At 69.4% G+C, this 22,159-nt stretch carries 21 protein-coding genes; 8 read left to right on the top strand and 13 right to left on the bottom strand.

Annotated features, from left to right (window positions below; all coding sequences use genetic code 11):
- Nucleotides 1-21 precede the first annotated feature (21 nt).
- From OEJ37_RS13845 to OEJ37_RS13830, 4 genes are all read left to right on the top strand, one after another.
- Nucleotides 22-2,442: a glycoside hydrolase family 31 protein gene (locus tag OEJ37_RS13845; protein ID WP_263344572.1), complete on the top strand. Its 2,421-nt coding sequence runs from the start codon at nucleotides 22-24 to the stop codon at nucleotides 2,440-2,442.
- A 113-nt stretch (nucleotides 2,443-2,555) separates the two neighbouring features.
- Complete coding sequence (locus OEJ37_RS13840; protein ID WP_174417924.1) at nucleotides 2,556-3,743, top strand: porin; 1,188 nt, start codon at nucleotides 2,556-2,558, stop codon at nucleotides 3,741-3,743.
- A 308-nt stretch (nucleotides 3,744-4,051) separates the two neighbouring features.
- On the top strand, nucleotides 4,052-6,073 hold the full coding sequence (locus tag OEJ37_RS13835) for a BCCT family transporter (protein WP_263344570.1): 2,022 nt from the start codon (nucleotides 4,052-4,054) through the stop codon (nucleotides 6,071-6,073).
- A gap of 61 nt (nucleotides 6,074-6,134) precedes the next feature.
- Nucleotides 6,135-6,446 (top strand): hypothetical protein, encoded by a 312-nt coding sequence (locus tag OEJ37_RS13830; protein ID WP_174417926.1) that lies wholly within the window; start codon nucleotides 6,135-6,137, stop codon nucleotides 6,444-6,446.
- A gap of 97 nt (nucleotides 6,447-6,543) precedes the next feature.
- On the opposite strand, the gene OEJ37_RS13825 is transcribed toward OEJ37_RS13830, so the two are convergent.
- Complete coding sequence (locus OEJ37_RS13825) at nucleotides 6,544-7,392, bottom strand: methyltransferase domain-containing protein (protein WP_174417973.1); 849 nt, start codon at nucleotides 7,390-7,392, stop codon at nucleotides 6,544-6,546.
- A 180-nt stretch (nucleotides 7,393-7,572) separates the two neighbouring features.
- Here OEJ37_RS13825 and OEJ37_RS13820 point away from each other — a divergent pair, with 180 nt between their 5' ends.
- The 3 genes from OEJ37_RS13820 (at nucleotide 7,573) to OEJ37_RS13810 (ending at nucleotide 10,827) form a co-directional block, all read left to right on the top strand.
- Entirely contained in the window at nucleotides 7,573-9,036 is a 1,464-nt protein-coding gene (locus OEJ37_RS13820; RefSeq protein WP_263344569.1) for a metallophosphoesterase, read from the top strand.
- On the top strand, nucleotides 9,033-10,454 hold the full coding sequence (locus OEJ37_RS13815; RefSeq protein ID WP_263344568.1) for a cytochrome-c peroxidase: 1,422 nt from the start codon (nucleotides 9,033-9,035) through the stop codon (nucleotides 10,452-10,454). The genes OEJ37_RS13820 and OEJ37_RS13815 overlap by 4 nt, the downstream gene beginning before the upstream one ends.
- Before the next feature lie 97 nt (nucleotides 10,455-10,551).
- Entirely contained in the window at nucleotides 10,552-10,827 is a 276-nt protein-coding gene (locus OEJ37_RS13810; protein ID WP_034179770.1) for a hypothetical protein, read from the top strand.
- A gap of 142 nt (nucleotides 10,828-10,969) precedes the next feature.
- Here OEJ37_RS13810 and OEJ37_RS13805 read toward each other — a convergent pair whose 3' ends face one another.
- From OEJ37_RS13805 to gtdA, 8 genes are all read right to left on the bottom strand, one after another.
- Nucleotides 10,970-11,398, bottom strand: a complete 429-nt coding sequence (locus OEJ37_RS13805) for a DUF6691 family protein (protein WP_263344567.1) — start codon at nucleotides 11,396-11,398, stop codon at nucleotides 10,970-10,972.
- 1 nt (nucleotide 11,399) lies between these two features.
- Nucleotides 11,400-11,834: a YeeE/YedE family protein gene (locus OEJ37_RS13800; RefSeq protein ID WP_175917827.1), complete on the bottom strand. Its 435-nt coding sequence runs from the start codon at nucleotides 11,832-11,834 to the stop codon at nucleotides 11,400-11,402.
- On the bottom strand, nucleotides 11,824-12,174 hold the full coding sequence (locus OEJ37_RS13795; RefSeq protein ID WP_174417931.1) for an ArsR/SmtB family transcription factor: 351 nt from the start codon (nucleotides 12,172-12,174) through the stop codon (nucleotides 11,824-11,826). Before OEJ37_RS13795 ends, OEJ37_RS13800 begins: the two co-directional genes overlap by 11 nt.
- 86 nt (nucleotides 12,175-12,260) lie before the next feature.
- The gene (locus tag OEJ37_RS13790; RefSeq protein WP_263344565.1) at nucleotides 12,261-13,622 is read right to left on the bottom strand and encodes an MFS transporter; all 1,362 of its coding nucleotides are present in this window, start codon (nucleotides 13,620-13,622) and stop codon (nucleotides 12,261-12,263) included.
- Nucleotides 13,623-13,704: 82 nt separating this feature from the next.
- Nucleotides 13,705-14,913 (bottom strand): 3-hydroxybenzoate 6-monooxygenase, encoded by a 1,209-nt coding sequence (locus tag OEJ37_RS13785; RefSeq protein WP_263344564.1) that lies wholly within the window; start codon nucleotides 14,911-14,913, stop codon nucleotides 13,705-13,707.
- Nucleotides 14,914-14,932: 19 nt separating this feature from the next.
- Entirely contained in the window at nucleotides 14,933-15,574 is a 642-nt protein-coding gene (gene maiA, locus OEJ37_RS13780) for a maleylacetoacetate isomerase (RefSeq protein WP_263344563.1), read from the bottom strand.
- 25 nt (nucleotides 15,575-15,599) lie between these two features.
- On the bottom strand, nucleotides 15,600-16,298 hold the full coding sequence (locus OEJ37_RS13775; RefSeq protein WP_263344562.1) for a fumarylacetoacetate hydrolase family protein: 699 nt from the start codon (nucleotides 16,296-16,298) through the stop codon (nucleotides 15,600-15,602).
- A gap of 87 nt (nucleotides 16,299-16,385) precedes the next feature.
- On the bottom strand, nucleotides 16,386-17,432 hold the full coding sequence (gene gtdA, locus OEJ37_RS13770) for a gentisate 1,2-dioxygenase (RefSeq protein ID WP_263344561.1): 1,047 nt from the start codon (nucleotides 17,430-17,432) through the stop codon (nucleotides 16,386-16,388).
- A 167-nt stretch (nucleotides 17,433-17,599) separates the two neighbouring features.
- Here gtdA and OEJ37_RS13765 point away from each other — a divergent pair, with 167 nt between their 5' ends.
- Nucleotides 17,600-18,544, top strand: coding sequence for a LysR family transcriptional regulator (locus tag OEJ37_RS13765; RefSeq protein ID WP_175941884.1), 945 nt, complete (start codon nucleotides 17,600-17,602; stop codon nucleotides 18,542-18,544).
- A 43-nt stretch (nucleotides 18,545-18,587) separates the two neighbouring features.
- Here OEJ37_RS13765 and OEJ37_RS13760 read toward each other — a convergent pair whose 3' ends face one another.
- Genes OEJ37_RS13760 through OEJ37_RS13745 form a run of 4 tightly spaced genes read right to left on the bottom strand, consistent with a single transcriptional unit; the run spans nucleotide 18,588 to nucleotide 22,139 of the window.
- Nucleotides 18,588-19,856, bottom strand: coding sequence for an FAD/NAD(P)-binding oxidoreductase (locus OEJ37_RS13760; RefSeq protein WP_263344560.1), 1,269 nt, complete (start codon nucleotides 19,854-19,856; stop codon nucleotides 18,588-18,590).
- Nucleotides 19,853-20,086, bottom strand: a complete 234-nt coding sequence (locus tag OEJ37_RS13755) for a 2Fe-2S iron-sulfur cluster-binding protein (RefSeq protein WP_012338331.1) — start codon at nucleotides 20,084-20,086, stop codon at nucleotides 19,853-19,855. Before OEJ37_RS13755 ends, OEJ37_RS13760 begins: the two co-directional genes overlap by 4 nt.
- Nucleotides 20,083-21,210, bottom strand: coding sequence for an NAD(P)/FAD-dependent oxidoreductase (locus tag OEJ37_RS13750; protein WP_263344559.1), 1,128 nt, complete (start codon nucleotides 21,208-21,210; stop codon nucleotides 20,083-20,085). Before OEJ37_RS13750 ends, OEJ37_RS13755 begins: the two co-directional genes overlap by 4 nt.
- Nucleotides 21,207-22,139 (bottom strand): 4-hydroxyproline epimerase, encoded by a 933-nt coding sequence (locus OEJ37_RS13745; RefSeq protein ID WP_263344639.1) that lies wholly within the window; start codon nucleotides 22,137-22,139, stop codon nucleotides 21,207-21,209. Before OEJ37_RS13745 ends, OEJ37_RS13750 begins: the two co-directional genes overlap by 4 nt.
- Nucleotides 22,140-22,159 lie beyond the last annotated feature (20 nt).

Below are 22,159 nucleotides of genomic sequence, written 5' to 3'. Positions count from 1 at the left end.
CTCTCACCAGGAATCGCCTTCATGACTTCGCTTCTTCATCCGCCCGTGTTCCGCATCGCCGGCCGGCACGCCAACCGCCTGCTGCTCGCGTCCGACGCGGGCTCGACCCTCGAGATCTTCGTGCTCGAGAACGACATCGTGCGCGTGCGCGTGCTGCCCGACGCGACGGCACGCAACCCGCGCACGTGGTCGATCGCACCGGGCCTCGACGACGTGCCGCTCGACGGCCGCGACCGCCTTGATCTGGACGGCTTCGCGCTGCCTTCCTGGAGCCTCGTCGAAGACGACGACGGCCTGTGCATCGAAACCGCGCAGATCCGGCTCGCGGTGCGCTGGCAAGGCGGGCATTGCACGTGGTCGATGCGCGGCGCGGACGGCGCATGGCGCGTCGCGCTCGCCGACCGCGCGACGCAGGCGTACAACTTCGGCTGGTGGGACGACCGCGCGTATCACTACGTCGCCCGCGAGCGCGGCGACAAGGTGTTCGGCCTCGGCGAACGCGCGGGCGACCTCGACCGCACGGGCGCGCGCTTCGAGATGCGCAACATCGACGCGATGGGCTACAGCGCGAAGCACACCGACCCGCTGTACAAGCACATCCCGTTCTACATCACGTGGTCGCCCGCTGCGTGCCAGGGGTTCGGCCTCTTCTACGACACGCTGTCGGACTGCTCGTTCGACATGGGCCGCGAGCTCGACAACTATCACGGCCCGTACCGCTATTTCGTCGCCGAGCACGGCGATCTCGACTACTACTTCATCGCATCGCCCGACACACCGCTCGCGGCCGCGCGGCGCTTCACGTGGCTCACCGGGCGCCCCGCACGCACGCCGAAATGGGGCCTCGGCTACTCGGGCTCGACGATGAGCTACACCGATGCGCCGGACGCACAGCAGCAGATGAACCAGTTTGTCGAACAGTGCGACGCGCACGACATCCTGTGCGATTCGTTCCACCTGTCGTCAGGCTATACGTCGATCGGCGCGAAGCGCTACGTGTTCAACTGGAACCGCGACAAGTTTCCCGACGCGAAGGGTTTCGTGAAGCACTACCGCGACCACGGCATCCGCCTGTGCGCGAACATCAAGCCGTGCCTGCTGCGCGACCATCCCGCGTTCGACGATGCCGCAAAACGCGGGCTGCTGATCCGCTCGGCGTCCGGCGAGCCTGCGTGGGTGCAGTTCTGGGACGAGGTCGGCGCGTATCTCGACTTCACGCAGCCGGACGCTTACCGCTGGTGGCGCGAGCAGGTCACGTCGGCGCTGCTCGAATACGGGATCGAGTCGACCTGGAACGACAACAACGAATACGAGATCTGGTCGCCCGACGCGATCGCGCACGGCTTCGGCCAGCCGTTCCCCGCGCGCGAGGCGAAGGTGCTGCAGACGATGCTGATGATGCGCGCGTCGCGCGACGCGCAGCGCGCGCATGCGCCGGCGCAGCGGCCGTTCCTCGTGTCGCGCTCCGGCGGCGCCGGCATGCAGCGCTACGTGCAGACCTGGTCCGGCGACAACACCACGTCGTGGGAAACGCTGCGCTACAACCTGAAGATGGGCCTCGGGCTCGCGCTGTCGGGCGTGTCGAACATCGGTCACGACATCGGCGGCTTCTCCGGGCCCGCGCCGTCGCCCGAGCTCCTGCTGCGCTGGGTGCAGTTCGGCATCTTCATGCCGCGCTTCAGCATCCATTCGTGGAACGACGACGGCACCGTCAACGAACCGTGGATGTATCCGGAGATCGCCGCGCAGGTCGCATCGCTGATCAAGCAGCGCTACCGGCTGCTGCCGTACCTCTATCACCTGCTGTGGCTGTCGACGACGCGCTACGAGCCCGTGCTGCGGCCGACCTTCGCCGATTTCCCCGCCGATGCGCGCTGCTACGAGGAGTGCGACGACATGATGCTCGGCGACGCGCTGCTGGTCGCGCCGGTCGTCGATCCCGGCCGCACGGAACGCACGGTCTACCTGCCGTCGGGCGCGCGCTGGACGTGCTGCGCGAGCGCGCAGTCGTTCGACGGCGGCGCGAGCGTCACGCTGCCCGCGCCGCTCGACACGCCGGTGATGCTGCTGCGTGAAGGCCGCGTGCTGCCGCTGAACGTCGCGGCACAGCATTTCGGTGCGCGCGCCGACACGCGCGGCTTCCTCGTTGCGCCGCGCATCGAGGACGGTGTCGCGTACGGCGAATGCGTCGAGGACGACGGCGAGACGGAAGCGTGGCGCGACGGCGAATACGGACTGTGGCGGATCGAGACCGGCCGCGAGGCGTCGGGCGCGCTCGGCGTGTCGGTCCGCCGGGACGGCCGCCTGGCCCGCCCGGCCGACCGCGTCGAGATCCTGCTGCCCGCGTCGCTGCAAGGCCCGCTCGCCGTCCGCGGCGCGCGCGTCGAGCAGGACGCGCAGGACGGCGCATGGCGCCGCATCGTCGTCGCGTTCGATCGCTGACCGCGCACGCCGCACCGATCAGGCGGGCCGTTCGCGCGGCTCGCCACCCGCCACAGAGGAGGTGCTTCAGCCTCCCGCCCCGTTGAACTGATGAAGAGATCTGGAGATCAACAATGAAAGCCCCCGTCAATCGCTATGCAATCCTTATTTTATCGGCCGCATCGCTCGGCGCGACCGCTGCCCGCGCGCAGAGCAGCGTGACGCTGTACGGCGTCGTCGACGATTCGCTCGCGTACGTGAACAACCAGCAGGGCCACTCGAACATCTACATGCGCGACGGCAACCTGTATGCGTCGAAGTTCGGGCTGCGCGGCGACGAGGATCTCGGCGGCGGCACGCACGCGATCTTCGACCTGCAGTCCGGCTTCAACCTGAACAACGGCGCACAGGCCGCCGCCGGCACGATATTCAATCGCCAGGCATTCGTCGGCCTGCGTAACGATCGCTACGGCACGCTGACGGCCGGCCGCCAATACACGCCCTACTTCCTGTTCGTCGGACCGTACGCGTCGAGCAGCTGGCTGACCGGCGCGACTGGCGCGCATCCGGGCGACATCGACGGCCTCGACACGACGATCCGCGTGAACAATTCGGTAACCTATACGTCGCCGACGTTCTCCGGACTGAGCGCGAGCGCGATGTACGCATTCGGCGGCATTGCCGGCGCGACCGGCAAGGGCAACACGTTCAGCGCCGCGCTGCGCTACGCGAACGGGCCGGTCGGGATCGCGGCCGGCTACCTGCGCATCAACAGCTCGGGCTCGTCGGCCGGCTTCCTGAACCCGGCCACCGCGTCGTCGGGCAGCTTCGCGGTGTCCGTGCTGAACCAGGGCTACCTGACCGCGAAGGCCATCGAGCAGGTCGCGGCGGCAGGCAACTACACGCTCGGCAACCTGACGATGGGCGTCAACTATTCGAACGTGAAGTACCTGCCCGGCAACGGCTCCGCATTCACCGACACGGCCGTGTTCAACACCTACGGCGCGCTTGCCGCGTACCGCTTCACGCCGGCGTTCTCGGTGGCCGGTGCATTCGCGTACACGTTGGCATCGAAAGCGAACGGCGTCGCGAGCGCGGCCCGCTACCAGCAGTATTCGCTGAAGGAGTCGTACAGCCTGTCGAAGCGCACGACGCTGTATGCGCTGCAGGCGTACACGCATTCGAGCGGGCAGACGCTCGGCGCGCAAGGCGCCGGTCATATCATCGACGCGGCGCCGATCGTCGGCGATTCGCAGCAGCTCACGCCGTCGACGACGCACGGCCAGTTCGTCGGCATGGCCGGGATCGCCGTCACGTTCTGAACCCGCACGGCAGCGCCTTCGGCGCGCTGCCTTCTCCCCGGACGATGCGCATTTCACGTGCGCCGTCCGGGCGCGCGAGGCCCGGCGTCCGCCGCGCTTTCCATGTCCCGTCCACACGCCGCGCGAACCGCGCGGGTTTTCCCGATCGCCCCGATACCTTACAATCCGTCAGGTTCATCTCTTCTGCATGCCCCTTCTTGCAGTCCTGACACCGCGGTACACTCGACGCACGCCGTATCAGGGTCCGACGCGCCGCATGCGCGCCGGGCGGCGTCGCGCCTCGTTGCGCCCACAACTGGATGCCCGACATGCCAGATTCCCGTCCCTCCCCGCGCACGACATTCAAGCCGCAGGTCGTCCTGCCCGCGCTCGCGGTCATCGGTGCGCTGCTCGTCGTGTGCGCGCTGCTCCCGAGCGAAGCCGGCGCGCTGTTCTCCGCCGGCCAGCAATGGGTCATCGCGCGCTTCGACTGGTTCTACGTACTCGCCGTCACCGGCTTCCTCGTGTTTCTCGTGCTGATCGCCGCGAGCGATTTCGGCAACATCCGGCTCGGTCCCGACGACGCCGAACCCGAATTCAGCTTCGTGTCATGGACGGCCATGCTGTTCGCGGCCGGCATGGGCATCGGGCTCATGTACTTCGGCGTCGGCGAGCCGATGCAGCACTTCCTGAAACCGCCTACCGTCGACCCCGGCACGCCCGCCGCCGCGCGCGAGGCGATGCTGATGACCTTCTTCCACTGGGGCTTCCATGCATGGGCGATCTACGGGCTGATGGGGCTCGTCCTCGCGTACTTCGGCTTTCGCTACAACCTGCCGCTGACGCTGCGCTCGGGGCTGTATCCGGTGCTGCGCGAGCGCATCAACGGCTGGATCGGCCACACGGTCGACGCGTTCGCGCTGGTCGGCACCGTCGCCGGCATCGCGACGACGCTCGGCTACGGGGTGATGCAGATCAGCGCGGGCCTGCACACGGTCGCCGGCTGGGACACGGGCAGCAATGCGTTTCGCATCGGGCTCGTCGCGCTCGTCGTGATCCTCGCAGGGTTGTCGGCCGCAAGCGGCCTCGACAAGGGCGTGCGCCGGTTGTCCGAGCTGAACCTGCTGCTCGCGTTCCTGCTGCTGGCATTCGTGGCCGTCGCGGGCCCGACGGCGTTCCTGTTCCGCGCGCTCGGCGACAACATCGGCCAGTACCTGTCGAGCCTCGTCGACCTGTCGTTCCGCACCTATGCGTATGCGTCGCCGCGCGAGGAAGGCTGGTTCGGCGGCTGGACGATCCTCTACTGGGCGTGGTGGATCTCGTGGTCGCCGTTCGTCGGCATGTTCATCGCGCGCATCTCGCGCGGCCGCACGATCCGCCAGTTCGTGATCGGCGTGCTGCTCGTGCCGACCGCGTTCAACCTCGTGTGGATGACCGTGTTCGGCAACAGCGCGATCTGGCTCGACACGCACGGCGCGGCCGGCGCGCTCGCGCAGACGGCCACCAATGTCGACGCGTTGCTGTTCCGCTTCTTCGATTTCCTGCCGCTGTCGCAACTGCTGTCGATCGTCGCGATCGTGCTGATCGCGGTGTTCTTCGTCACGTCCGCCGATTCGGGCGCGTTCGTGATCGACCAGATCGCGACGCGCGGCGCCGCGCATTCGCCGGTTTGGCAACGGCTGTTCTGGGCCGTGCTGCTCGGCGTGACGGCCGCGGTGCTGCTGGTCGCGGGCGGGCTCGGCGCGCTGCAGGCGATGACGCTGATCGCCGCGCTGCCGGTCGCCCTCATCATGCTCGCGCTCTGCTACGGGCTGTGGCGCGGGCTCGCGGCCGACCGTGCGCACTATTCGCAAGAGATCGCGCCTGCGGCGAGCTTCTGGACCGGCCAGCACTGGCGCCACCGCCTGACGCACATCCTGCGGCAGACGACCGAGGCCGACGCGCGCCAGTTCGTCGCCGAGACGGTCGAGCCCGCGCTGCGCAAGGTCGCCGACGAACTGCGCACGGGCGGCGTCGATGCGCACGTGCAGCGCGACAGCGACGACGCCGTGCGGCTCACCGTGCCGACCGCCGAGCACCGCGATTTCGTGTACGGCGTGCGCGTGACGGTGAAATCCGCGGCCGCGTTCCTGGTGCGCGAGGCGGCCGAGCCGGAAGCGGCGCGTGCGCACGTGTACGGGATCGTCACGTTCTTCGAGGACGGGCGGCTCGGCTACGACCTCGAATACCTGCGCGGCGACGAAGTGATTGCCGACGTGCTGCGCCAGTACGAGCGCTACGTGTCGCTCGCGGCCGACAAGCGCACGCACCTGCTGAGCCGCGCGCCGGGACACGCGACGGAGGCCGAATGAGCACGCACGCCGCAGCCTTTGCCGCGCCGCGCCGGTCCGCCATGCTCGAAGGAGCCGCGCGATGAGCGGGCTCCTGCAAAGCCGCGCCGCCGACCTCGTCGCGCTCGGCACGCTTGCCTTGCTTTATCTCGGCGGAGCCGGCATCGCGCTGTGGCGGATTCGGGCCGCGACGCCGCGCGGCAAGCTCTACTGGATCGTCTGCATGGCGCTGCTGGCCGGCGGCGCCGTCGCGATGGGCGACAACCTGTCGCCCGTGCCGAACAGCGGTGAAATGCCGCCCGGTTTCGCGCTCGGCGTCGAGGCCGTCCTGCTCGGCCTCGCGCTGGTTGCCGGAGGTTGCGCGTGGCTGATGCTGCGCGCGCGCAAACGCTGACGCGCGCACGTCGCGCGGCGCTGTTGCGGCGTGCGCGAACAGCAATGCGCAGGGCCGGCAGGCGGCCCTTTCCTGATCCGCCTTTTATCGCAATGCGTTACACGGACGGCGCGCGCGCCGTCACGAGCCAGCACGCCGCGTCGAAACGCACCTCCGCGCCGTGCACGTAACGCTCGAACGCGGCACGCACCGTGTCGACCACGTGCCGCCGCGTCGCGTCGTCCATCTCCAGCAGCGCGAGCCCGACCGGGCCCAGCCGCGCGATGTAGTCGTCCAGCGCGGGCTCGGGCAACGCGCACGCCATATCGACCGGCTCGATCGCAACGTCGATCCAGCCGCTGTCCGACAGCACCGACGCGATCCGCTGCCGATCGCCGAACGCGAACTGCCCCGGCGCGCCGGGCCGGCGCGCGGGCAGGTTCGGCAGCAACGGCGCGGCGGCCCGCTCGGCCGTCGTCATGAACGGGTTGTCGGCCGCGCTGCGCCACGCGACGAACCGCATCTGTGCGTCCGGCCGCGCCGCGTGCCGCAGATTCGCGAACGCCCGGACCGGATCGTCGAAGAACATCACGCCGAGGCGCGACACGATCAGGTCGACGCTCGCGGGCTCGAACGCATGCGTCTGCACGTCCGCGCGCACGAAGCGGGCATGAATGCCGCTGCGTTCGGCGCGCGCCCGCGCGGCGTCGATCATCCGGGCCGAGATGTCGATGCCCGTGCATCGGGCGTCCGCGCCGAGCCGGCGCGCGATCGCAAGCGTGACCGCGCCCGTGCCACAGCCGACGTCGAGCACGCCGCGCGCGGACGACGCGGCCGCCGCATCGGCGAGCAGCGCCTCGAACGGCTCGAACATCCGGTCGATCGACTCCTGCGCATCGACCCATGCACGCCCCGACGGGCCATTCCACAGTGCGGATTGTTCGTCGTTGGGCAGGTTGGTTTCCATCGTCGATTCCCCTTCTGGCTCGTTGATCATGAAGCGCACTATGCTGCTTCAAGCCGGCTTGAGGTCAAGGCCCCCGGCAGCGATACCCGACGCGCAGGCGAGCCCCCGTCGCGCCCCCGGTTTTTCACATTTCTTACATTCGTGCTGCGTATCGTTGACGACTTTCCTACGGTGCCTCCCATGCGACGACTCCTCCCGCGCGCACTGCTCGCGCGCTGCGCCCCCCTTGTTGCCCTCGCCGCGCTGTCCGCGTGCTCGAATCACATCGACTCGCCGGCCGATCCGGCCAGTGCGTCGGTCAACGTCCAGGCCGCGTGGGTCGAGATCGGCGACGCGAACCAGGCGATCGCGCGCGTCATCACGAACTACACCCCCGCATCGGCCGGCGATCCGCTGTGTCCGCAACTGACCGTCGACGGCAAGCTGTCGCGCATGACGCTGCGCGCCGGCGCCGCGACCCTGGCCCAGCGCCCGACCGCCAGCGACCCGGCCGATTCGAAGCCGTCGAGCTTCCCGGTCTCCGTCTGCGAAACGACGTTGCCGGCCGATGCACAGGCGGCGAGCGTCGCGGGCCGCACGCTGCCGCTGCCGAAAGCACAGCCGCAGCGCATCGCGATCATTGCCGACACCGGCTGCCGGATGAAAAAGGCCGACAACGCATGGCAGGCGTGCAACGACGCGACGGTCTGGCCGTTCGACACGATCGCGGCCAGCGTCGCGAAGCTGTCGCCGGACCTGGTGCTGCACGTCGGCGACTACCACTATCGCGAGAACGCATGCCCGCCGGACATCGCCGGCTGCAAGGACAGCCCGTGGGGCTATGGCTGGGATACGTGGCAGGCGGACCTGTTCCGCCCGGCCGCACCGCTGCTCGCGAAGGCGCCGTGGGTCGTCGTGCGCGGCAACCACGAGGAATGCGCGCGCGCAGGCCAGGGCTGGTTCCGCTTCCTCGACCCGCGACCGTATTCGGCCGCCCGCTCGTGCGACGATCCGGCCAACGACAACAACGCGAACTATTCCGAACCCTATGCGGTGTCGCTCGGCGGCGGCTCGCAGGTGATCGTGTTCGACACCGCGAAGGTCGGCCGCGCGCCGCTCAAGACGACCGACACGCAATTCGGCATCTACCAGAAGCAGTTCCAGACGGTGGCCGCGCTTGCGTCGAAGGCCGGCATGACGACGACGATCTTCACGAACCATCATCCGATCCTCGCGTTCGCGCCGATCGCCGGCAGCACGCCCGCGCCGGGCAACCTCGCGCTGCAGTCGGTGATGGCGAGCCTCAACGCGCAGGCGTACTACCCGCCGGGCGTGCACGTCGCGCTGCACGGTCACGTGCACGACTTCCAGGCGATCAACTTTTCGTCCGGGCACCCGGCGACGATCGTGTCCGGCAACGGCGGCGACAATCTCGACGTCGCACTGCCCGACCCGTTCCCCGCCGGCCTGACGCCGGCACCGGGCGCCGTGATCGAGCGGCTGTCGCACAACAACAGCTTCGGCTTCCTGATCATGGAACGCCGCGCGGCACCGGCGACGGGCTGGGTGTTCCATGCGTATTCGGCGGCAGGCAAGCTGCTCGCGTCGTGCAACCAGTCGGGCACGACGCTCGCCTGCGACAAGACGGGGTTCATTGCGCCGTGAGCGAAGAGGTTCGAGGTGACGGCCGCGTCGCGCGCGGCCGGCAAACGCTGCACACGCTTGCCGCGGCCGTGCTCGCCGGCCTGGCGCTGGTGGTGGTGCACGCGGCGCACGCCGCGCCGTCCGAAACGGTCCTGCTCGCCGGCGCGCCGCCGTCGCGCGTCGTCGACACGATCGGCAACGGCACGCCGCAGGTGACGGGCAAGATCGACGCGGCCACCGCGCGCTTCGCGCCCGACCCGACGCTCGTCGCGCTCGGCCGCCGGATCTTCTTCGACCCGCGGCTGTCCGAACCGCGCGGCATGTCGTGCGCGGGCTGCCACGATCCGGGCCGCGCGTTCGCGCCGACGCTGTCGGCGGCTTCGCTCGCGGGGCCCGGCGTGCCGGAAGGCAGCCGGCCCGGGCGCTTCAGCCGGCGCAATGCGCCGTCGCTGCTCTATGTGCGCTACGTGCCGCGCCGCCACTTCTACCAGGACGACGACGCGCCCGCGCCGTCGCCGTTCGGCGGACTGTTCAGCGATGGCCGCGCGGATACGCTCGCCGAGCAGATCCGCGGGCCGCTGTTCGATCCGAACGAGATGAACAACCGGTCGCCTGCCGCGCTGCTGCGCAAGGTCAATGCGACCGAACTCGCGCCCGATCTCGCCGCGCGCTTCGGCACGCCGGTGCGGCGCGATCCCGAGCAACTCGTGCGCGCGCTGGGTTCGGCCGTGGAGGCCTATCTGCAGAGCGACGAGATGGCGCCGTTCACGTCGCGCTTCGACGCGTTCCTGCGCACCCGCAAGCCGCTCGCGCCGGCCGAGATGCGCGGCCTCGCGCTGTTCCGGAATCCGGACAAGGGCAACTGCATGACCTGCCACACGCTGTCGGACACGTCGAGCCGCCCGGAGCGCTCGCTCTTCACCGATTTCGGTTATGACGCGATCGCCGTGCCGCGCAACCGCGCGCTGCCGGCGAACCGCGATCCGCGCCATTTCGACAACGGGCTGTGCGACACCGCACGGCGGCTGCGCTGGCCCGAGCCGACGCAATGGTGCGGCTACCTGCGCACGCCGGGGCTGCGCAACGTCGCGGTCAAGCAGACCTTCATGCACAACGGCGTGTTCACGACGCTGCGAGACGCGGTCGCGTTCTACAACACGCGCTCGACCGACCCCGGCTTCTGGTATCACGGCGCCACGACGTTCGACGACGTGCCGGCCGCCTATCGCGGCAACATCAACGTCAACTCGACGCCGATGAACCGCCGGCCCGGCACGCTGCCCGCGCTGACCGACGCGGAAATCGACGACATCGTCGCGTTCCTCGGCACGCTGACCGACGCGCGTTATACGGGCATCGCCGCGCCCGCCGCCCCTGCTGCCCCCGCCGGCCGGATCACCGCATCGCAGGACCGTCGAACCACCTCGCCGACGCGCTGACCCTGGCCGAACGGCCGGCCGCGAGCTCGCCCGCTTGCGGTCGCCGCAAACACTGGTTATATTTACAGTACTGTATTTATGAACAGTGAGGTGCGCGATGGAACATCTGGTCCGAATCGTCAACGACACCGATCGCCAAGTGCTGGCGTGGCTTCGCGCCCAGGTCGGCGACGCCCGCGTCGAGCGCGCGGCGCGCCAGCTCGGGCATACGCGCAAGCCGTTTCCGTCGGCCGTCTGCCGGTATCTGGGCATGAGCGCGCCGGCCACGCTGCGTCAGGCCGAACGGCCGCGCGTCGCACGCGATTTCTCGGTCGGCGATCGTTACCTGTCGTTGATCCGCCAGCACCTCGCTTCGCACTCGGCAGGCCGCTGACATGGTGGCGTCCGGCCACTGCGGCGCTTACGCAGCCGCCGCGTCGTCGCGGCGACGAGCGAACACGCTCCCTTCCGGCCTTCCTTGCCCGGCGACGCCGCGTCGACAGCCGCGGCCTGCCCGGCACGCGGCAACCAGTGCGTCACCGCGCACTCCGGCTTCTGCGACGCTCGACCCACTCGAATATCGCCATCCCGGCCAGCATCGCAACGACGAACCCGATCCCCTTGGCCGACCCGAAGCCGATCGACACGATCGCGGGCCCCGGGCAGAACCCGGCCATCCCCCAGCCGATGCCGAACACGACGCTTCCGGCGACCAGGCGCACGGTGATCGCCCGCAAAGCCGGCAACTGCATCGGCAAGCCGAGCCACGACCGCGTCCGTCGTTTCGCCCATGCGAACGCGAACACGGCCACGCCCGTCGCGCCGGCCATCACGAACGCGAGCGACGGATCCCAGCGGCCCGCCAGGTCGAGAAAACCGAGCACCTTCTGCGGATTGGCCATGCCCGACACGATGAGGCCGACGCCGAACAGCAGCCCCGCCAGAAACGCGAATCCTGCCTGCATGTCAGCCTCCCAGCACGTGCCGCTGCACGAATACGGTCACGAAGCCCGCGATCATGAAAGTCGCGGTCGCGACCACCGAACGCAGCGCGCCGCGCGACATCCCGCACACGCCGTGGCCGCTCGTGCAGCCGCCCGCGTATCGCGTGCCGATCCCGACCAGCAGGCCGGCCGCCAGCAGTTCGGGCCAGCCTGCATCGACCTGCGGCATCAGGCCCGCTCCAGCGACGCGCATCGCGAGCGGCGCGACGATCAGCCCGGCGACGAATGCGACGCGCCAGTCGCGCTCTCCGGAACCGGCCGAGAACAGGCCGCCGACGATGCCGCTGATGCCGGCAATCCGGCCGTTGAACGCGACGAGCCACGCGGCCGCGAGCCCGATCAGCACGCCGCCGGCCAGCGACAGCCACGGCGTGAAATGAAGCGCATCAAGCTGCATCGCGTGTCCCCTTCGCGGCCGGGCCGCAGAACTGTTCGTACAGCACGCCCATTACCGCGATCGCGGCCGGACTGTCGAGCGAATAGTGGATGTTCTTGCCTTCGCGGCGCGTGCGGACCAGCGCGTTGTCCCGCAACACGCCGAGCTGCTGCGACAGCGTCGGCTGGCGGATGTCCAGTGTCGTCTCGAGATCGCTCACGCAGCGCTCGCCCTGCGACAGTTCGCAGAGCAGCAGCAGCCGGTCGGGATTCGACAGCACCTTGAGGAGCGCGCAGGCCGATTCGGCGGCTGCGCGCATCTGGTCGGGCTCGGGCAGCCCGGCGGGAAGATCGTGGTTCATCGGAACGGGGCAACAATTAAAGCGCCAATATTATATCAATTTATATAATATTGGCGCTTGCTGCTGCCCCACCGACATTCCTTCGCTCAGGCTTGCTCGCCCGCGATTCCGTCGGCGCTCGACGCACGCGCCGCACCGGCGCGAACCACGCCGAGCGCCAGCACCGCGAGCGCCGCGATCAAGCACGGCGCCGCGACGACGGCAAACGCGGTCGACAGCGGTACGCCCATCGCCAGCATCGCACCGCCCGCCATCGAGCCCACGACCGACCCACCGCGGCCGATCCCGTTCGCCCAGCTCACGCCCGTGGTCCGGCATTCGGTCGGATAGAACGCAGCCGACAGCGCATTCGCGCCGACCTGCGAGCCCGACACGCAGAAACCGGCCGCGAATACGGCTAGCGCGGCACCCCACGGCGACACGGCAAACACGCCGATCGCCGCGACGAATACGCCGGCCGCCGCATAGCTGCAGGCCAGCACGCGGTGCGGGTCGAAGCGGTCCATCAGCCAGCCGAGCACGATCGCGCCGAGCGTGCCGCCGACCTGGAACATCGCGGTCACACGTGCGGCCGTCTGCAGCGTCGCGCCGGTCGTGCGCAGCAGCGTCGGTAGCCAGCTCGACAGCAGGTAGATGACGAGCAGGCTCATGAAGAACGTGAGCCACAGCAGCAGCGTCCCGCGCAGCAAGTCGGCGCCGAACAGGCGGCCGAGCGGCGATCCGGCCGGCTTGCCGGCGGGCGCGGGGAACGATGCGTTCGCGAGATGCGGATCCGGCGCGATCCGGCCGAGCATCGCCGCGATCCGCTCGGGTGCCGCCCCGGTGTTGACGAGATAGCGCACCGATTCCGGCAGCCGCCACGCGAGCACCGGCAGGAGCAGCAACGGCGCGGCGCCGCCGACGACGAGCACCGCGCGCCAGCCGTGATGCTCGATCAGCGACGCGGCCGCGAGCCCGCCGAGCGCGGACCCGATCGTGAAGCCGCAGAACATCGTCGTCACGAGCAGCGAGCGGCGCCGCGCCGGACAGTATTCGGACGTCAGCGTGATTGCATTCGGCATCGCGCCGCCGAGCCCGAGCCCGGTCACGAAGCGCCACGCGATCAGCTCGGTCAAGCCGCCCGCGCTCGCCGACGCGGCGCTCGCGATGCCGAAGCACGCCACGCACGCGAGCAGCAGCCGCTTGCGGCCGAACCGGTCGCCGAACGGCCCGAACACGAGCGCGCCGGCCATCAGCCCGGTCAGCCCCGCGCCGAACACGGGCGCGAGCTGCGTGGGCGACAAACCCCATTCCGCGCGGATGACGGGCGCGATGAAACCGATCGACGCGGTGTCGAACCCGTCGATCGCGACGATCAGAAAGCACAGTACGACGATCGCGGCCTGAAACGGCGCAACGCGATGCCGGTCGATCCATTTGCTGACGTCGATGGACAGCATATCGGCCATGATGGTGTCTCCTCCATGAAGGCGGTCGTGCGTCATGTAGTTGATGAAATGCGCGCCGCCGGAATCGGGCTGAAAGCGCGCGTTACGCGACGGGCGTCAGGCAATCCTCCGCGCGCCAGCCGTGCAGCCAGTCGAGTGCGTCGTAGAACTGCGTCTGCGTGCGGCCGACCCAGAGTCCGTTGCGCACCTGCCGCTCGACGCCTTTCGCGTGATAGACCCGCCCCATTTCTCGTGCCGAATACAGAACGCGCGCGGTGCGCGGAATCCGCACGCGTTCGTACAGCGCGAACGCGGCCTCGAAATCGCCTTCGGCCTGCGCGACTGCCGCACCGAGCGTCACCGCATCCTCGAGCGCCTGGCATGCGCCCTGCGCGAGGTATTGCGTCATCGGATGCGCGGCATCGCCGAGCACCGTCGCACGGCCGGCGCTCCAGCGCTCGACCGGGTCGCGGTCGGCGGTCGCCCAGCGCTTCCACGACGTCGGCCGGTCGAGCATCTGCTTCGGCAACGGATGGACGCCGTCGAAGTACGACAGCACTTCTTCCTTGCTGCCCTCGCGCACGCCCCAGGCCTCCTGCTCGCGGCTGTGAAACGTGACGACCAGGTTGTATTGCCGCCCGCCGCGCAGCGGATAGTGAACGAGATGGCAATGCGGGCCGGCCCACACGACCGGCGCGTTGATCCGCAGGTCCTTCGGCATGTCGTCGGTGTCGACCACCGCGCGATACACGACGTGCCCCGTCACGCGATGCGCGTCGCCGATCAGCGCCTGGCGGATCACGGACTTCACGCCGTCGCAGCCGATCACCGCATCGGCGCGATGGAGCTCGCCGTGCTGGTCGGTCACGGTCACGCCGTTGCCGTCCTGCTCGAACCCGCACACCTGCGCGCTCGTCCGGAATTCGATCAGCGGGTGATCCTTGACGGCCTCGTAGATCGACAGGTGAATATCCGCGCGATGGATCACCGCATACGGATTGCCGAAGCGCTCACGGTACGCGGCGCCCGTATCGATGCGCACCACTTCGTGCGCATCGACCGCATCCATCAGTTGCAGCCAGTCGGTGAACACCGCGCGGCCGCGTGCGGCCTCGCCGGCGCCCAGCGCATCGAGTGCGTTGAACGCATTCGCGGAGAGCTGAATCCCCGCGCCGATCTCACCGATTCGCTCGGCCTGCTCGAGCAGCTTCACGCGAATGCCCTGGCGCGCGAGCGCCAGGGCCGCCGCGAGCCCGCCGATACCGCCGCCGATCACGAGTACGCGCCGGCCGTTGTTGTTTGTCTCGCCCATGTCTGTCTCCTGCTTCGTGTTACGCGACGTAATCCGGCTGGCGCTGCGGCTGTGCAGCGTCGAAAGCCGGCTCGCGCCGTGCGTGTTCATAAACCGCGAGGCAACGCGGATACGCGCTCAGGTCGCAATCCATCCGCAACGCATTTGCGACCTGCGGCACCAGGCACACGTCGGCCAGCGTCGGCGCGTCGCCGAAGCACCACGGGCCCGGCTCTGCGCGGGCGAGCAGCCGCTCGACACCGGCCATCCCTTCCGCGATCCAGTGCCGGTACCACGCGGTCTTCTGCTGCGGCGCGACCTTCAGCTCGCTGTCGAGATAGCGCAGCACGCGCAGATTGTTGACGGGATGGATGTCGCATGCGATCAGCGCCGCCAGTTCCAGCACGCGCGCACGACGGCGCGGTTCGAGCGGAATCAGCCGCGGTTCCGGATGGATCCGGTCGAGGTAATCGAGGATCGCGAGCGACTGGCCGAGACGGAAATCGCCGTCGACCAGCGCAGGCACCGACGCCGACGGGTTCACCTGCGCGACGTAATCGGCGTCGCGATGCTCGCCGGTGCGGATGTTCACGGGCAGCGTGTCGTACGGCAGCCCTTTCAGCGCGAGCGCGATGCGCACCCGATAGGACGTCGAACTGTTGAAGAAGCCATGTAGTTGCACGATGTAACCTTTCGAGGAAAACGCGTCAGACCATGCGCACGGTCAGCTCACCGAGCCGCTCGACGCCGACCTTCATCACGTCGCCCGCGACCACCGCACCCACTCCCTCGGGCGTGCCCGTGAAGATCACGTCGCCCGGTTCGAGGCGGAAAAACTTCGACAGGTCGGCGACCGTCTCCGCAACCGACCAGATCAGGTGCGACACGTCGCTCTTCTGCTTCGTCGCGCCGTTGACGGTCAGCCACAGGCCGCCCTGCTCGAAATGCCCGGCTTCGCTCGCCGGATGCACGGGCCCGATCGGCGCCGAACGGTCGAACGCCTTGCCGATCTCCCACGGCCGGCCCATCTCACGCATCTTCATCTGCAGGTCGCGACGCGTCATGTCGAGGCCGACCGCATAGCCCCACACGTGTTCGAGCGCGCGCTCGAGCGGGATGTCCGCGCCGCCCTTGCCGATCACCGCGACGAGTTCGGCTTCGTAGTGATAGTTCTGCGTCTGCGACGGATACGCGAGATCGAGCGTTTCGCCATACGCGACCGGCACGATCGAATCGGCCGGCTTGCAGAAGAAGAACGGCGGCTCGCGATCGGGATCGAAGCCCATTTCGCGTGCATGGGCCGCGTAGTTGCGGCCCACGCAATAGATGCGGCGTACCGCGAACCGGGCGTCGCTGCCGGCGACGGGCAGCGCCACAGGGGCTTCGGGCGGGAAAACGAAAGTCATGAACGGCTCCAGCGTAGGCATGAACGAAGGGGCGCGCGCCGCAGCGACGGCGCACGAAAAACGAATCGATGATGAAACCGGCCGGCGTCAGTCGCGCGCTTCGCGCAACAGGTTCAGCGCGGACAGCACGGGCCGGTCGGAATAGCTGAACAGCACGCTGTCGGACGACGCCGACAGCCGCACGGGCGCCCACGACGGCGCGACGAAAATGTCGTGCTGCTCGAACGCGAAGGCGTCGCCGCCGATGTGTGCGGTGCCCCCGCCTTCGACGACGCAGTAGATCGTCGCGTCGGTGCTGCGGTACGTGCGGCCGTCGAAACCGCCGGGCAGGAACTGCATGAAGGTCGCAATGGTCGGCATCGGCCAGCCGCCCGTCGCGGGGTTCACGTAGCGCAGCTTCACGCCGTCCCACGCATCGAGTTCGCCGTTCCGGTACAGCGCGTCGAGCGCCTCGCGGGTGCGCGCATACGGGTAACTGAACACCGGCGACGTCGGGTCGCTTGCGCGATGCCGCACCGGCACCATGTTGTGACCGAAGCGCGCGAAGCTGTCGCCTTCCGGGCGGCTGACAGGCTGCACGGCTTCCGGGTAGTTCTCCGCGAAGCCCGCGTCGAGGCTCGCGACGAGCGGGATGTCGAGCCCGTCGAGCCACACGACCGGCTCGCCGCCCTCTTCCTCGGATGGATTGCCGTGGTCGTGCCACGCCCACGACGGCGTGATGATGAAGTCGCCCGGATGCATCGTCGTACGCTCGCCGTTCACCGCCGTCCACGCACCGCGCCCTTCGACGATGAAGCGCAGCGCCGACTGCGTATGCCGATGGCTCGGCGCGATCTCGCCGGGCAGGATCAACTGCAGGCCCGCGTACAGGCTCGGCGTCATGCTCGACTTGCCGGGCAGCCCCGGGTTCTCCAGCACCAGCACGCGGCGCACGGCCTCTTCCGCGCTGATCACGCTGCCGGCCTGCAGCACGAGATCGCGCACCTGCGCGTACTTCCAGATCGCGGCCTGCGCGGCCGGCTGCGGGGATTTCGGCACGAGGTTGTGCAGCGATTCCCACAACGGCGCGAGGCGCTGTTCGGCGATCCGTGCGTAGTAGGCGGCGCGCGGCACGTCCGGATGGCGGGTCGTCATGATGTCTCCTTGGAGTCGGCCGATCGTCGTCGGCGCTGTGTCGGTCGGGCCGGGACCGTGTTGCAGTCCGTCAGCCGATTTATATTCGACGCAGCCATACCCGGTAAAATGGTCAAATCATCTGATCCATATGGTTTCGGATATACCTTTTCGCGACGAGGCATGCGATGGACTGGACTCACCGGCTGCGACTGCGCCATTTGCAGGTACTGCTGAGCCTTGCCGACACCGGCAATCTGAGCCAGTCAGCGGTGGCGCTCGCGACCACGCAGCCCGCGCTGTCGAAATGGCTGAAGGAACTGGAGGAGGACGTCGGGCTGCCGCTGTTCGAGCGGCATGCGCGCGGCCTGCGGCCGACGCCTTACGGCGAAGCGCTGATCGAGCACGCGCGCCGCGTCGACGCACAACTCGACGTCGCGCGCGACGACATGGCCGCGCTGCGCGAAGGCGGCAGCGGCCTCGTGACGATCGGCACGTCGGGGGTCGCGGCGGCCGACACTGTGCCGCTCGCCGTGTCGCAATTGCTGAAACGGATGCCGCGCGCGCAGGTGCGGCTCACCGAAAGCACGATGAACCAGTTGATGCCGCAACTCGCGCGCAGCGAACTGGACATCGTCGTGGGTCGCTCGGGTTCGACATCCGTCGATCCGCATCTGCACGCCGAAGCGCTGTATGTCGATCCGGTCGTGTTCGTCGCGCGGCCCGGCCACGCGCTTGCCGGTGCGGCGTCGGTCGGCTGGGACGACGTGCTCGCCTATTCGTGGATCGTGTGGCCGTCAGGCACGCCCGTGCACAACGCGCTGGAGACCGCGCTGACGGCCGCCGGCCGCGTGCGGCCACCGCACTGCGTCGAATCGAATTCGTCGATCCTCAACCTCACGCTGCTGAACAACACCGACCTGCTCGGCGTCGCGTCGCACCGCGCCGCGCGGCGCTTCGCGCAACTGAACGCGATTCGCATCCTGCCGATGGAGCTCGAGGGCCAGGGCGCGGTGTCGATGTACTGGCACCCCGACAGCGCGAATCGCGCGGCCGTGGCCGCGACGATCGAGTGCCTGCGTGCCTGCGCGGCGCCCCAGGTGGGCGGATGGGAGAAAGTGAAGGTGGAGTGAATGGCGCGGCCCGGCATTGACCGGACCGCTTCGCTGCGACGCTTCACGCGCCGTCGCAGGACGCCGTGCCGTCGAGCATCAGCGTGCCGACCCGCGCGGGCACGAGCGGCGTACGCGGCACCGGCGGCGTCCAGCCGAACAGCGCCTGCGCGGCCGCGCCGCACACGCGGCCCTGGCACGCGCCCATCCCGCAACGCGACTGCAGCTTCGCGGCCGTCCAGCCCGGCTCCTGCGCGACCGCATCGAAGCGCACATCCTCGCAGCGGCACAGCAGCGTGTCGGGCCGCGCAAGCCGGCGGATCGGCTCGCGGATCGCGAAACGCTCGCGTACGGCATCGGCAAAAGCCTGCCAGTGCGCGCGCCGCGCGACGAGCGCGGCCAACGGCGCCATCTGCCCGGTCGCCGCATAACCGGCGATTTCGCCTTCGACCATCGCCAGCTCGCTGCCGCCGACGCCCGTGCACTCGCCGGCCGCGAAGTACCCGTCGCGGCTCGTACGCTGATGCGCGTCGACCGCCACCGCGCCGTTCTCGATCCGGCAGCCGAGATGGCTCGGCAGCACGGTGTTCGGCACGAGGCCGAAGCCGCACGCGAGCCGGTCGCAGTCGACGTCGAACTCGCGATCGCGTTGGCGGATCCGCACGCGTTCGAGCCGCTTGTCGCCGAACGCCTCGACGACGTGCGCGTCGGGCCGATAGGCGGCCGTGACGAGCTTCGCGGCCTGCGCGAGCTTCGACGGCCAGCGCCACAGCCCCGCGCCGAAGCCGGCCACGTCGCTCCATGCGGCCTGTTCGAGCACGTGCGACACACGCGCGCCGGCCTGACGGGCCGTCGCCGCGCTCGCCAGCAGCAGCGGCCCGCTGCCCGCGATCACCGTGCGCTGCCCGCGCACGTCGAGGCCGTATTTAATCAGCGCCTGCAAGCCGCCCGCGCCGGTGACGCCCGGCAGCGTCCAGCCCGGGAACGGCAGCAGCAGCTCGCGTGCACCGCAGCAGAGAATCAGCGTCCGGAACTCGAGCAGCAGCCCGCGTTCGTCGTCCTCGAGCAGCAGCGTGCCCGGTTGCGTTTCGGCGACGATGCGCGTCGCAGCAAGGTGCGTGACGTTTGGCTGCCGCAGTACGGCAAGGCGTTCGGCAGCAGCCGAAACCGGCGTGGCCGCTGCGCTTTGCCGCCAGATCTGCCCGCCCGCACGCGGGTTGTCGTCGACGATCGCAACCGTTGCACCGCTTTGCGCGGCGGCCCGCGCGGCCGACAGCCCGGCCGGGCCCGCACCGACGATCGCGACATCGACGCTCAGTCGTTGCTGTTTCATCTCGTCCGCTCCACCTGCATTCCATCGCGACACAGCGTCTGGCAAGCCAGCCGGCGACGGCCGTCGATCGTCATCCGACACTCCTGGCAAATGCCCATTCCACAAAACGGCGCACGCGCCGCACCCGTGCACGACACGCGCGTCGTGTCGTCGCCGCTCGCCGCGACGGCGGCCGCGACGGTCGCGCCGTCGGCCACCGTCAGCGCGCGGCCGTCCAGATGAATGATCATGTCAGCGCTCCGGCGATGGGGGACGCGGTCAGGAAGCGTCCCGGCAAATACGGTTCGATATCGATGGGCGGCCGTTCGCCGGCCATCTGCGCGGCGACGAGCCGCGCGCTGCCCGGCGCGGTCGTCACGCCGAGCCCTTCGTGCCCGACCGCGAGCCACACGCCCGGCCGCGCCGGGTGCTCGCCGAGCAGCGGCAGGCCGTCGGGGCTCGCGGAACGGAACCCGGTCCATGAGCGGATTCCGTTCAGGTCGGCCAGATCCGGCAGGTAGCCGACCGCGCGGCGCAGCATCCGCGCGAGCACGGGCGGCTCGACGCGCGCGTCCTCGGTATCGAACTGGCGCGACGAGCCGATCAGCAGCTGGCCGGTCGGCCGCGGCTGCACGTTGAACGCGACCGACGTGCCGTCGCTCGCATGCGCGCTCGCCGCATAACCAAGCTCGACGAGCTGGTGCGACACCTGGCCCGGATAGCGGTCGGTGATCAGCAGGTGGCCCTTTTTCGGGCGCAGCGGCAGTTCGGGCAGCAGCGTGCGTGCCGCGACACCGTTCGCGACGACCACGCGTTCCGCGCGCAATGTGTCGCCGCTCGCGAGCATCACGCTTGGTCCGTCGACCGCAACGGCCCGGTCGCGGCGCAACGTGATGCGCGGGGCGCGCTGCAGCAGCCAGTTCGCGGTGACGGGCGCATAGAGGATCGCGTCGCCGGGAATCTTCAGCGCGCCGCCAAGCCCCGCGCGCAGCATCGGCTCCAGCTGCGCGAGCGTCGCCGCGTCGATCAGCTCGCCGGCCACGCCGTGCGCGGCAAGCGTCGCCTGCTTCGCGCGCGCGAGATCCATTTCGTGCGCATCGGCCGCGAGCCACAACGTGCCGCAGTTGCGGTACGCACAGCCTTCCGGCATCTCGCCGCTCAACGCGCGCCACAGTTCGATCGAGTAATGGCTCAACGCGAGCTCGGCCGCGTTGTCGTCCATCGCGACGAGGTGGCCCATCCCCGCGGCGGTCGCACCGCCGCTCGCGTCGTCGACGACGAGCACGCGCAGCCCGCGCTGCGCGAGTTCGTGCGCGCACGCCGCGCCGACGATGCCGGCGCCGATCACGACGACGTCGGTACTTGCGTCGCTCACGGCGCGATGCCCCAGCCGAACGGATCGTCTTCCTCGATCAGCAGCGTCGCTTCCGCGCTCAGGTGCGCGCTGCCGCGAATCGTCGGCACGATGCCGCCGTCGGCCTGCTCATAGCTGGCCTGGAACACGCTGCCGATCACGCTCGCCTGCCGCCACACGGCACCCGGCGCGAGCTTGCCGTCGGCCGCGAGGCACGCGAGCTTCGCGCTCGTGCCGGTGCCGCACGGCGAACGGTCGTATGCGAGGCCGGGGCACAGCACGAAGCTGCGGCTGTCGTGCTCGGGATCGTCGGCGAACAGCTCGATATGGTCGATCTCGCCGCCGTTCGCGCCGGTGATGCCCGCGCGTTCGAGCCCTTCGCGCACGGCCGACGCATACGCGGTGAGCGCCGCGACGTTGTCGCCGGCGACGCGCTGCCCGTGATCGCTGATCAGGAAGAACCAGTTGCCGCCCCATGCGATGTCGCCGTTCACGGGGCCGTAACCCGGCACGTCGATCGCGACGCCCTTCGCGTGGCGATACGCGGGCACGTTGCGCACGCTGACCGACAGATCGTCGTGCAGCGTCGCCTCGACGGTGCCGACGGGCGTTTCGATCAGATGAATGCCGGGCCGGATGCGCCCCATGTGATGCAGCGTGCGCACGACGCCGATCGTGCCGTGCCCGCACATGCCGAGATAGCCGCTATTGTTGAAAAAGATCACGCCGGCCGCCGCGTCGGGCGATACCGGTTCGCACAGCAGCGCGCCGACCAGCACGTCGCTGCCGCGCGGCTCGAGGATGCACGCGGTGCGATAACAATCGTGCTCGCGCGCGAGCACGTCGCGCCGCTCGGCCATCGTGCCGCTGCCGAGCGAAGGGAAACCGGACACGACGAGCCGAGTGGGTTCGCCGCCCGTGTGCGAATCGATGATCTGGATGCGCTTCATCATGAGCCGTCCGAAGTGGG

The sequence above is a fragment of the Burkholderia sp. BKH01 genome, assembly GCF_025685725.1.
Classification (GTDB): Bacteria; Pseudomonadota; Gammaproteobacteria; order Burkholderiales; family Burkholderiaceae; genus Burkholderia; species Burkholderia pyrrocinia_C.
The sequence above is the reverse complement of the archived record's forward strand: the minus strand, read 5'-3'. Positions and strand labels throughout refer to the sequence as shown.